Source organism: Gardnerella sp. DNF00476, assembly GCF_049262735.1.
GTDB lineage: Bacteria > Actinomycetota > Actinomycetes > Actinomycetales > Bifidobacteriaceae > Bifidobacterium > Bifidobacterium vaginale.
Genome location: NZ_CP058401.1, coordinates 1,627,453 through 1,639,329, shown reverse-complemented (window position 1 = coordinate 1,639,329; position 11,877 = coordinate 1,627,453). Strand labels below are relative to the sequence as shown.

Genomic DNA, 11,877 nt, shown 5'->3' with positions numbered 1-11,877 from the left:
CCTATAAATTAGAACGCTACAACCTTAATCAATGCCATAAGAACAGGCGCACAAAGCAGAATAGAATCCACTCTATCTAAAACGCCACCGTGACCTTTAAGCAAATGCCCCATATCCTTAATACCAATATCCCTTTTAAGCATTGAAGCACATAAATCACCAAAGGTACCAACCATGCCTGATGCAACACCCATTATTGCTGGCATCCACCAGAATTTTATCCAAGAAGATCCATAGAAGCCAGATATGATAGCGTAAGCACCTATCAAAGCAAAAAGCATTGACCCTAAAAGACCCTCTATTGATTTCTTAGGAGAAATACGAGGAGAGAGCTTATGCTTACCAAGCCACGCACCAGCAAACAAACCACCAGTGTCACTTAAAGCTGGTAGAAACACAAGCAGCATCGCATGCGCTATAGCATACTTAGTATTTGTTAAAGACAAAACAATGCATGAGGCAAGCAAAGGAATATACAATACAACAAACAATGAGACTGCCGTATTAGTGAAAGTATTTGCCTTTGCACTTTTAGATGATGTAGGATGCTGGAGCTTTTTTTCTACAGCGCGTAAAGTCCTTTGCGAAACAGTGCTATTCAATGTAGCAAAAACAACAGTTAAAAGCAATGATGCTGTTATGCCACTAGCCATAGCAACAGTATGCCATCTTGCATAAAAAGCAGAAAGAATAGTGATTACAGAACAAACAGACAATAACAGAAATGGAATCCTGAAACCTGCCGTAGCAAAATCTACATGCAACTCCCACAACGCGAGAACCATAAAAATGGTTAAAAGAATAACAAAAGTATCGATGCTAATTACAAGACAAGCAACAATCACAGCAACCAATAAAATCGCAGTCGCTATAGCCTGAGGCATATTTCTGCCAGTACGACGATTTATATCGTCTAAAGTATCATGGGTGCCGTTAATGGTCTTTTCATGTGAAGAATCAGATTTTGCCGACTTATTATTACCGACTAAATTGTTATTAGTTAACAAATCAGCTTTGTTAGACAATTCTCCAAGATTTTCTTGATTCATACGACACCCATTCAACCTAAAAGTTTCTGAAGAATCAGACCTCCATTATTTCCTTCTGCTTGCCATCAAGCAAAGCATCTAAGGAATCAGTTACTTGCTTCGTAACTTTATCAAGCTCTTTTTGTAAGCGCTCTCCTTCATCTTCGCCGATTTCACCATCTTTTACAGACTTATCAATATTCTCCTTGGTTTTACGGCGAATATTTCGAACAGCAACCTTACCTTCTTCAGCTTTTGTTTTAGCAAGTTTTACGTATTCTTTACGACGGTCTTCTGTAAGTTCTGGCATTGTAACACGAATTACATTTCCATCTCTATTAGGGCTTACTCCTAAATCTGAATCGCGAATAGCCTTTTCTACAGCATTAGCTTGCGAAGCATCAAAAGGAGTTACAGAAAGAGTGCGAGGCTCTGGAACACCAATAGAAGCAACAGCCTTAATAGGTGTTGGAGCACCATAATAGTCAACCATAATGCCATTAAGAAGAGCAGGATTAGCACGTCCAGTTCTAATACCCATGAAGTTCTCTTTAGTAGCTTCCACAGACTTGTTCATCTGTTCAAGAGCCTGATCGATAATCGCTGGCATGTATTCTCCTTTATCGGTATGTGCCAATTTTAAAATTTATTATTTAACTATCTATTCATGTTTATTAAATTTTAAATATTCAAATTATGAATATTCGCATATTTAAGCAAATGTAGGTTCAGCATCCGAAACTAAAGTTCCGATTTCCTCACCAACCAGTGCTCTAGTGACGTTTCCTTCACCCTCTAATCCGAATACGCGAATCTTCTGCTTGTTATCTCTAGCCATAGATAGTGCAGAAGCATCCATAACAGCAAGACCATCGACAAGAGCACGTTGATAATTTAACGTTACAAATTTCTTCGCGTTCTTATCTTTCCGTGGATCAGCGCTATAAACGCCATCTACACCATTCTTGCCCATCAAAACCTCATCGCAATGTATTTCCAAAGATCGCTGAATAGATACAGTGTCGGTTGAAAAATATGGCATTCCAGCACCAGCACCAAAAATAACTACACGACCCTTTTCAAGGTGTCGAATTGCCTTAAGTGGAATATAAGGTTCTGCAACTTGACCCATTGTTATAGCAGTTTGCACACGCGTTGCCTGCCCTGCTTGTTCAAGAAAATCTTGCAAAGCCAAGCAATTCATAACAGTACCGAGCATACCCATATAGTCACCACGGCTACGATCAATTCCAGCCTGCTGAAGTTCTGCTCCGCGGAAGAAGTTTCCGCCGCCAACAACAATTGCAACTTGCACGCCTTCATGCACTGCTTTTACAATTTCTCCAGCAATTCTACGAATAACATGAGTATCAATACCAACGGCTCCACCGCCAAATGCTTCTCCCGAGAGCTTCAATAAAACTCTACGAGACTTGCTTTCCCCCGCTTGTGCGATAGTCATAAAACTTTCCTCCAGTCATAACGGCGAACGCAAGCATATCTTTGCCATGATATCTTTCAATGACGACACAGCAAAACACGATTTTATAATGTATAAATTAAAAGAATGGGCTTGCATGACTTATCACGCAAACCCATTCTTGTTTTATGAATTTTTAATAAGCTTTCGCTTAAAAATTATTCAGCAGAGCCTTTGCCAACCTCAACGCGAGCGAAAGCCAAAGCAGTGCCACCAACTTCCTTGAACAAATCTCCAATAGTCTTGGAAGGATCCTTGACATAAGACTGCTCAAGAAGAACGGTTTCCTTGAAGAAGGCGTTCAAACGGCCTTCAACAATCTTTGGAACAATCTTCTCTGGCTTGCCTTCAGCTAAAGACTTTTCTGTAGCAACGCGACGCTCAGACTCCAACACATCTGCTGGAACATCTTCGCGGCGAAGCCACTGAGCGCCCATAGCGGAAATCTGCAAAGCAGCTTCGTGAGCAACCTTAGCGCCCGCTTCGTCGGTAGCAATCATAGAAACAATGCTTGGAGGTAATTCAACGGACTTCTTGTGAGCATAAACCTCAACGTGAGGACCGCTAATCTTGGCAATCTGCCCAACCTTAACGTGCTCGCCAAACAATGCTGCTGCTTCTTCTACTTCTTCCTTAACCGTAGCATCTCCAGCCTTAGCTGCAAGAAGCTCTTCTGCACTAGAAGCATTGGCTTCAATAGCATTGTTCAACACAGTTTCGGAGAATTCAACGAACTTTGGAGTCTTAGCAACAAAGTCGGTTTCGGAATTCAATTCAACTGCATAGCCAGTTTCACCTTCTGCAGTTTTAACAACCTTAGAAGCAACGGTTCCTTCCTGAGCCTTGCGACCTTCACGCTTGCCAGCGGCCTGAATGCCCTTAGCACGGATAATTTCCTTAGCGCGAGCTACATCGCCTTCGGCTTCGGTAAGAGCCTTCTTAACGTCCATCATGCCAGCGCCAGTTTCTTCGCGCACCTGCTTAATCAACGCTGCAGTAATTGCTGCCATTTTGTTCTCCTCATTAACCGCCAACAGACTTATTCAGCCTTGGCTTCGTCTTCAGACTGTTCAGTTTCCTTAGTGAGTAGTTCCTTTTCCCATGCTGCCATTGGCTGAGCGTCAGAACCTTCGGACTTTGCGCCCTTTCCAGCACGTTCAAGCAAACCTTCTGCAACAGCGTCAGCCATCAAGCTAGTAAGAAGCTCGACACCACGAATTGCATCATCATTTGCTGGAATAGGATACTCAACAGAGTCTGGATCAGTGTTGGTGTCAACGATTGCCACAACTGGAATACCAAGCTTGTGAGCTTCTTCAACGGCCAAAGCTTCCTTGTTAATATCAACAACAAACATTGCCGAAGGAGTACGGTTCATGTTGCGAATACCGCCGAGCTGCTTGGAAAGCTTGTCCTTTTCGCGTTCAAGAAGCAAAAGCTCCTTCTTAGTCAAACCAGATCCACGAACATCAGTGAAGTCCATTTCCTCAAGTTCCTTGAGACGCTTTACGCGAGTGGAAACAGTCTGGAAGTTCGTCAGCATACCGCCGAGCCAACGCTCGCTCACGTAAGGCATGTTCACACGAGTAGCCTGATTTTGCACAGCTTCTTGAGCCTGCTTCTTGGTACCCACGAACAAAACAGTACCGTTGTGAGCAACAGTCTGCTTAATGAAGTCATAAGCCTTGTCGATCATGTCGAGCGACTTGAACAAATTGATGATATGAATACCATTGCGCTGGGTTAGAATAAATTGCTTCATCTTTGGATTCCAGCGACGAGTCTGATGTCCGAAGTGCAAACCTGCCTTCAGCATTTCACTCATGGTAATCTGTGCCATATCTATATACCTTTCTTGTCGGTTCTTGCCTGGCCATGCCTGTTCGCATGCAACTTGGATAACATATGTCTAAATCCAAGCCGACCGACACGAACGGACGCGTACATGGCGCGTATTCGCGTATCCGAGTAGACAATAAAAAACGAGCAATCATATAACGCGACAACATTCATGCTCAATGGACACGCAAAAGATAATCATATCAGACGCTTAATACTAAATAAATAATACAAACTAATACTATAGTTGTTGCTAGTTCTCATTTAGATATTATTTAGATAATCCATTACGAAGTTGGCGCAAAGCTTGTTTTCTAACATCTTTCTCTAAACGATCCAAATAAACGTGTCCATCTAAATGATCACACTCATGCTGAATCATACGAGCCATTAAACCCTTGCCCTCTAGAACAATAGTTTTACCGTCTAAATCAATGCCTTTAGCCCTAGCATAATCTGCCCTGCGAGTCTTATACCATAATCTTGGAACGGACAAGCAACCTTCATCCCCATATTGTTCACCACTCAATTCTTCAATAACAGGATTGAGAATATAGCCAATATGACCTTCAATATTGTATGAAAACGCTCTAAGGCTAATACCTATTTGATTTGCACTAAGACCTGCTCTTCCTGGATCGTTTACAGTCTCTAATAAATCTTCTACGAGATTTCTAACTGCTGGAGTAATCTCACGAATTGGATCACATGGTGTTCGAAGAACAGGATCTGGAACAATGCGAATCTGTCTAATAGTCACAGTACTTCCTTAAAAATTCTAAAAGGCTAATTAAAAATGCAATGCAATTATACAAGACTTAGTGTAATTAAAATTGCAATTTTAATCAGCCTATTTAACGTTTTATAGCTAATTTAGTTTCGAATAACTATTCTTTGTCGTTAGAATTATTATTCTTCTCAGCATATTCAGTATGCTGATCTTTTACATTAACCTGTGTAGGCAAATCCTCACCAAAACGTTTCAGATGAGTAGCAGCCTGATCGATTGCTTGCTTAACTCTAGGAGTAACCGCTTCTTGAGCCTGTTTAACAGTTTCTTGCGCTTGCTTAACAGTCTCAGTTGTCTTATCTAAAATCTTAACTGTAGCAGGTAATGGTCTACTGTTTGGTTTTGGAGCATAAAGCTGATTCTCTATAAGATCACAATACCTCTTCAAAACCTTAGGACGCACAACTTTCATGCTTGGAGTCAAAGTGCCAGTTTCTTGTGAAAATTCTTCATCCAAAATAATAAATTTACGAATAGACTCAGCCCTAGAAACAGTGCTATTTGCCTGATCAATAAACTGTTGTACAACAGAACGAATAGCATCGTTTTCCGCAACAGCACTCATAGAAAGATTTTCATCCATTCCTTGACTCTTAAGCCAAGAACGAACCATATCTGGCTCAACCTCAATCAAAGCGGAAACAAATGGCTTACCGTCTCCTACAACTACTGCGTGAGATACGAGAGGACACTTAGAGATAATACTTTCCAAAGGCGCTGGACTTATATTTTTCCCACCAGCAGTGATAATAATATCTTTCTTTCTACCAGTAATAGACAAGAATCCTTCATCGTCGATCTCGCCTAAATCTCCAGAATGGAGCCATCCATATTCGTCAATAACATCCGAAGTAAGATCTGGCTTATCATAATATCCGATAAAAACGTTAGGACCTTTTACAAGGACTTCTCCATCATCTGCAATACGGATAGTAATTCCAGGACCAGGGCGACCCACAGAACCAACTTGATTAGCATGCTCAAAATTAACAACACAAGGAGCTGCTGTTTCGGTCATTCCATAACCTTGAATAAAGGTTATTCCATCCAACCCGTTAAAGAAATGAGCAAGCTCAGCGTTTATTGGAGCTCCGCCGCAAGCTAGCCATGATAAATTAGGTCCCAAAGCAGATCGTATGGAAGATCCAACAGTTTTCATATAAAAGTCATGCTGAAGTTTTGCATAAATTGAGTGTGTTCTACCTTCAACTTCATCTTTAGACCACTCAATAAAATGTTGTACAGCCTTTGCAAAAATCCTACCTCGTATACCTGCTCCAGCTTTTTGAGACGCAGCATTATAAACCTTTTCAAACACTCTTGGGACTCCAAGCAAATATGTAGGTTTAAAACTACGCAAATCTGCTAATAAATGCTTTGCATTTGGCACATATCCAATAACACCGTGAGAACCTATTGCCACATACTGTATGTATCTGGCAAAGCAATGAGCTAACGGAAGGAATAGCAATAGTCTACTTGGCTTATAAAGCATATCATTTAAAACGTCATAAGCTGCATACACAATATGCGTAAAATTCCTATTGGAAAGCATTGCACCCTTTGGTTTTCCAGTTGAACCAGAGGTGTATACGATAGTCGCTAAATCATCAGCTTTTACTTGACATATGCTGTTATTAAGTTCGTCATCGCTGATTGATTTTCCAAAATCAATCACTGCATCTATTCCAGCAGCTTTAAAGTTAAAAATAGTCTTTAAAGACATACGCTTATTGTCTTGGCGAACTCGCTCTAAACATTGCGCATGTTCATCATCACCTGCAAAAGCTATCACAGGCTTTACTTCAGAAATAATTTCAGCAGCTTGGATTGCTGAATCTGTTTCATAAATCGGAATGCTTACAGCACCAATGCAAGCGCAAGCAAAATCCGCAACGCCCCACTCATAACAGGTTGGGGAATAAATAACAACTTTGCTTCCTCGTTCAACGCCAAGAGCAATCAACCCCTTAGCTGTTGCACGAACTTTTAATAGCATTTCAGATGCAGTAACATCATGCCATTGACGAGTATCATCGTCTTGCCATTGGGCTATTACGCCTTGTGGATCTCGCATTGCCCTATTGGCAAGCAGTGAATAAATTGTGTCACCGTCATTTGTTGGGTGAATGACCTCTACAGCAAATTCTCGCAGCATAGTCTTAATTGTACGGTATATCTAACACGACACAAACGAAAGTCATACAAAAATGTTAACCTAAAATTGGTGGTCTTTACAAATAAACTCTTCTGGTTAGATAATTAGAAGCAAACTAATAATGATTACCTAAACCAGAAGAGTCATATTTTTGTATTTAACTATTATTTAATTGACAATGGAATTTAAAGGCTAGTATATTTCCTACCAATCATCCCAAGTCAACTAATGTACATATCCAACTCCCGTTTTGAGATTTAAATGCCAAAGACGCACAATAATTTAAGCTTCCAATAGAAAATAAAACAACTGCCTCAAAACGAGTTGGACTAATTAGCATTCCATTTATCATTCTTGGCATAGTCGGTTTGCAACGTAGTTGCCAACTTGTATATTCATCGTGTTTGTCTGAGAAACATTGAAATATTAAATACCACATGTTTTCAAGCTTAAAAATACATTCTTCGCTAAGAGCCTTACGCATTTGTGACGATATAGGTCTTCCTCTAGAAATGTCACTAGCAATACATGCTACTTTGCACGCTCTTAAAGCGAGGTCTAAGTACAATTCCTCATCTGCCGAATTATTAAAGCATGATGATACATGATATGTTGCCATAAAATGCGAAGAACCCACTAGGAATGAACCTTCGTATACTGGCAATGGCTTGCGATCATTCCACTTGAACGTAGGATGATCATCATTTGCAGCAAAGTCGTTTTTTACAACTTCCCAGAATGCATCATTTTCGTCATAGTTATCGCTGACTATGGTACCAAGAGTATTATTCATTTTCCTGCTCTTTCCCGTTAAAAAATTTGTTACTTATCCCATTTTCTATTTTTAAATTCCTTATTTTATTTTTTGTATTTTTAATTTAAAACCAATGTTTAGCAAAGGTTTAAATAAAGCATACAACTTATTTCAAAAATTCAAAGTATTATTTCTAAGTGTGCATAAATAAAATTAAATCCTCGATTTTTGTTGAAAAATCAAGGATTATTTAGTGTTAAGTTATGCACATTATAGTTTTTACTTCCTTGTGCACTTAAATTTTTAGTTTTAAGCTCACAAGGAAGTAAACAAATAGTATTAAAAATTACCGAACATCCTGATGGAATGGGTTAAATACAACACTACAACGCTGGAAACTCTTAACATCAACATACCCAGTGGATGCCATTGTGCGCCTTAACGCACCAACATAATTTGTTTTTCCGTCTGCCATATGGCTTGGACCAAACAAGATATTCTCCAGCGGAGCAACAGTTCCAACATTCGTACGCATTCCGCGTGGCAAAGATGGATGGCGAGCTTCTGCTCCCCAATGCATTCCACGTCCTGGAGCCTCGGTTGCTCGTGCTAAAGGAGTTCCAAGCATGACTGCATCTGCCCCCATAGCCAAAGCCTTAATAAAGTTGCCAGATGTTCCCATTCCGCCATCTGCAATAATTTGAACATACCTTCCGCCAGATTCATCCATATAGTCGCGACGAGCTTCGGCAACATCTGAGATTGCAGTTGCCATAGGAGCTTGAACGCCAAGAGTATTCATAGTTGCAGAAACTGCACCTCCACCGAAACCTACGAGAATTCCAGCTGCACCAGTTCTCATTAAATGCAAAGCTGAAGTGTAATCAGCACAGCCTCCCACAATAACTGGAACATCAAGATCATAAATAAATTTCTTTAGATTAAGTGGTTCATGATCTTTAGAAACATGTTCTGCACTAACAGCTGTTCCACGGATAACAAAAAGATCTACTCCAGCTTCTAACACAGTAGAATAGAATTCCTGAGTGCGCTGAGGAGAAAGAGCACCTGCAACAGTAACTCCAGAATCACGAATAGTGCGCAAACGTTTAACAATAAGTTCAGGCTTAATTGGTTCAGAATAAATTTCTTGTATACGCTTCGTAGCAATTTCGTTTGGAATCTCCGAAATTTCCTTTAGAAGTGGTTCTGGATCCTCGTAACGAGTCCATAAACCTTCCAAATCAAGTACACCCAAGGCGCCCATCTGACCCATTGCAATAGCCGTATCTGGGCTAGTAACAGAATCCATTGGCGCAGCAATCACTGGTACGTCAAAACTATAAGCATCGACTTGCCAGGACGTAGAAACAGCCTGCGGGTCGCGAGAACGACGAGAAGGTAGTATAGCAATATCGTCAAGTGAGTAAGCAACTCGGGCTTTTTTGCCCAATCCTATTTCAATTTCCTGAGACATACTTACAAGGCTAGTGTCTTATCATGACGAATCAACATGCCGAAAATTATTTAACTAATTTATAAGATATTTCTATTGAATATCAGTGTTACTTATGCAATGATTCGTAAATAGATTTAGCTTTAGCTTGACCGATTCCAGAAACCTTTTGTAAATCGTCAACACTCGCATCTTTTAATTTCTTAACACTACCAAATACGGAAAGAAGACGTTTTTTGTAAAACTCTCCAATACCAGGAATCGAGTCTAGTGACGAATTTAACATGGCTCTTCTTCGTTTCTGCCTATGATAAGTTATAGCAAAACGATGCGATTCATCTCTAGCTCTCTGTAGCAAATATAATCCTTGGGAGCTTCGTTTAAGAATAATTGGGTATTCATTATTAGGAAGCCAAACTTCTTCAAGCTTTTTAGCCAAACCGCATACGACTATGTTTTTTATTCCACAATCTATCATAGCTTTTTGTGCTGCTCTGGCTTGTTCTCTACCCCCGTCAACAACTATAAGATTAGGCGTATAAGCGAATTTTTTATATTTTGATTTTTCAAGATTTTCTCCGTAATCATCATCTACATCGCCACTACTTGTGTGCTTAAAACGCCTAGAAATAGTTTCATACAATGCGCTCAAATCATCAAGTTCTCCGTTGCCATCAGACCCTTTTATGGAGAATCTTCTGTACTCGCTAGGTTTAGCAATACCATCTTCAAATACAACCATTGATGCAACCTGATATTCTCCATTTACCGTATTGGAAATATCATAACATTCAATACGCAAAGGAGATTCGCTCATTCCAAGAGCTTCAGCCACCTCGTTCATGGCGCTACTTCTTGCATCTAAACTGCTGATTCTGCTGGACTTCAGTCTCATTAATGATTGTTTAGCATTATCATTTGCTTGATTCATAAGATTTCGTTTATCGCCACGTTCAGGAACCTTAATGCTAACTTTAGATCCACGCAATTTGCTTAACCAATTTTCCAAATTTTCACATTGATTCTGTGATATTTCAAAAGGAATGATTATTTCTCTAGGGATTGGGGTAATTGGGTCTAGTAAATCTCCCCTTCCTGTTGATTCTTGCCTTTTTTTACGCTCTTTTGTTGTTTTTGCACGATACGCTGAGTCAATATATTTACTCTTGGTATTCTCCAAGTCAATCTGCAATGCATTTCTTGATTGCTCTATTTTCAAAGAGTCTTCATATTGCAAATTATTATTTGATTCATATTCTGAATAAACTCGCATAAGCAAATTCGCTATTATATCTGCATCGCTAATATCCTCGCTTCTTTCAACCTGCCAATTTTTCTCTCCTCGCAATAAGCCTTCGCGAACAAAGAATGCGTGAACGCATGCCTCTAGAGAATCTCCACTAAAACCAAAAACATCAGCTTCAACATTCTCGTCAAAAACAACAGAATTTTGTTGCATAACAGTTTTAAAAATGTTTATTTTATCTCTTATTTTTGCAGCATTCTCAAAATCAAGATTATCGCTAGATTCTTTCATTTCTCTTGTTAAATCGTTAATGTAAGAATCACCTATAGAACCAGTTAGTACACCAACTAATTGTTCAACATTATTTCTGTGAGTTTTACGATCCACTTTTGCAATGCAAGGTGCAGAGCATTTTCCAATGGCTGCAAGAAGACAAGGTCTACCAGTTTTATGAGCTTTGACAAAAACGGATTGTCTACACGTTCTTACAGGAAAAGTCTTAAGCAAAGAATCTAGACTGTGCCTTAGCTGCCACACTTTTGCATATGGACCAAAGTATCTAGTTGATTTAGAATTCCTATTTCTTGTGATCCAGACTCTTGGAAAATCATCATTCACAGATACGGCAAGATATGGATATGTTTTATCATCTTTAAAAACAACATTAAAACGTGGATTAAACTCCTTAATCCACGTGTATTCTAGTGTTAAAGCTTCAAGCTCAGTGTTTACAACGGTCCATTCTAGGCTTCGAGCTGTTAAAACCATCGACTGAGTTCTAGGATGAAGCTGATTTAACGGTTGAAAATAATTAGACAACCTATTTCTTAAACTTTTTGCTTTTCCAACGTATATTACTTTCCCCTTCTCATCTCTCCACTTGTATACTCCTGGTTGATTTGGAATATCGGAAGTTTTTGGTCTAAATAAGTCTCTCGTGTCGCCTAAAAGTGATGCTCCAAAATTATTTTTAACTGAATTGTTCAAAATGTCAGTAGTACTTATATCACAATTAGACAGATGAGTTTTCTTCCATTTGCCTTGACTGCTTATAACATCTTCTTTGATATCTATGTTATTATTCACAATTTCCATTCTGTTCACCTCCTTTCATAAAAATACTATT

The 11,877-nt window shown here is 39.5% G+C and carries 10 protein-coding genes; all 10 read right to left on the bottom strand.

Features of this window, described 5'->3' with window-relative positions; translation table 11 throughout:
- Positions 1-8: 8 nt before the first annotated feature.
- The 10 genes from HXT25_RS06580 to uvrC all read right to left on the bottom strand — a co-directional run bounded on the left by HXT25_RS06580 (position 9) and on the right by uvrC (position 11,846).
- Entirely contained in the window at positions 9-1,049 is a 1,041-nt protein-coding gene (locus HXT25_RS06580) for a phosphatidate cytidylyltransferase (protein WP_004115096.1), read from the bottom strand.
- 34 nt (positions 1,050-1,083) lie between these two features.
- Positions 1,084-1,638 (bottom strand): ribosome recycling factor, encoded by a 555-nt coding sequence (gene frr / locus HXT25_RS06575; RefSeq protein ID WP_004111654.1) that lies wholly within the window; start codon positions 1,636-1,638, stop codon positions 1,084-1,086.
- A 102-nt stretch (positions 1,639-1,740) separates the two neighbouring features.
- On the bottom strand, positions 1,741-2,490 hold the full coding sequence (pyrH, locus tag HXT25_RS06570; protein ID WP_004111656.1) for a UMP kinase: 750 nt from the start codon (positions 2,488-2,490) through the stop codon (positions 1,741-1,743).
- Between the two features lie 176 nt (positions 2,491-2,666).
- The gene (tsf, locus tag HXT25_RS06565; protein WP_004117867.1) at positions 2,667-3,518 is read right to left on the bottom strand and encodes a translation elongation factor Ts; all 852 of its coding nucleotides are present in this window, start codon (positions 3,516-3,518) and stop codon (positions 2,667-2,669) included.
- A gap of 29 nt (positions 3,519-3,547) precedes the next feature.
- Positions 3,548-4,348: a 30S ribosomal protein S2 gene (rpsB, locus tag HXT25_RS06560; RefSeq protein ID WP_004111661.1), complete on the bottom strand. Its 801-nt coding sequence runs from the start codon at positions 4,346-4,348 to the stop codon at positions 3,548-3,550.
- A gap of 270 nt (positions 4,349-4,618) precedes the next feature.
- Positions 4,619-5,107: a peptide deformylase gene (gene def, locus HXT25_RS06555; protein ID WP_004115099.1), complete on the bottom strand. Its 489-nt coding sequence runs from the start codon at positions 5,105-5,107 to the stop codon at positions 4,619-4,621.
- A gap of 127 nt (positions 5,108-5,234) precedes the next feature.
- Positions 5,235-7,295 (bottom strand): AMP-dependent synthetase/ligase, encoded by a 2,061-nt coding sequence (locus tag HXT25_RS06550; RefSeq protein ID WP_064623438.1) that lies wholly within the window; start codon positions 7,293-7,295, stop codon positions 5,235-5,237.
- 211 nt (positions 7,296-7,506) lie between these two features.
- Complete coding sequence (locus tag HXT25_RS06545) at positions 7,507-8,088, bottom strand: hypothetical protein (protein ID WP_014554584.1); 582 nt, start codon at positions 8,086-8,088, stop codon at positions 7,507-7,509.
- A 307-nt stretch (positions 8,089-8,395) separates the two neighbouring features.
- Positions 8,396-9,526 carry a GuaB3 family IMP dehydrogenase-related protein gene (locus tag HXT25_RS06540; RefSeq protein ID WP_004111665.1) on the bottom strand — a complete coding sequence of 377 codons (1,131 nt, stop codon included), beginning with the start codon at positions 9,524-9,526 and terminating at the stop codon, positions 8,396-8,398.
- 88 nt (positions 9,527-9,614) lie between these two features.
- Positions 9,615-11,846: an excinuclease ABC subunit UvrC gene (uvrC, locus tag HXT25_RS06535; RefSeq protein WP_422118818.1), complete on the bottom strand. Its 2,232-nt coding sequence runs from the start codon at positions 11,844-11,846 to the stop codon at positions 9,615-9,617.
- Positions 11,847-11,877 lie beyond the last annotated feature (31 nt).

Coding starts and splice junctions, on each gene's coding strand:
- uvrC (WP_422118818.1), bottom strand. CDS start 11,846: ATGGAAATTGTGAATAATAACATAGATATCAAAGAAGATGTTATAAGC.
- frr (WP_004111654.1), bottom strand. CDS start 1,638: ATGCCAGCGATTATCGATCAGGCTCTTGAACAGATGAACAAGTCTGTG.
- HXT25_RS06550 (WP_064623438.1), bottom strand. CDS start 7,295: ATGCTGCGAGAATTTGCTGTAGAGGTCATTCACCCAACAAATGACGGT.
- HXT25_RS06545 (WP_014554584.1), bottom strand. CDS start 8,088: ATGAATAATACTCTTGGTACCATAGTCAGCGATAACTATGACGAAAAT.
- HXT25_RS06580 (WP_004115096.1), bottom strand. CDS start 1,049: ATGAATCAAGAAAATCTTGGAGAATTGTCTAACAAAGCTGATTTGTTA.
- tsf (WP_004117867.1), bottom strand. CDS start 3,518: ATGGCAGCAATTACTGCAGCGTTGATTAAGCAGGTGCGCGAAGAAACT.
- HXT25_RS06540 (WP_004111665.1), bottom strand. CDS start 9,526: ATGTCTCAGGAAATTGAAATAGGATTGGGCAAAAAAGCCCGAGTTGCT.
- rpsB (WP_004111661.1), bottom strand. CDS start 4,348: ATGGCACAGATTACCATGAGTGAAATGCTGAAGGCAGGTTTGCACTTC.
- pyrH (WP_004111656.1), bottom strand. CDS start 2,490: ATGACTATCGCACAAGCGGGGGAAAGCAAGTCTCGTAGAGTTTTATTG.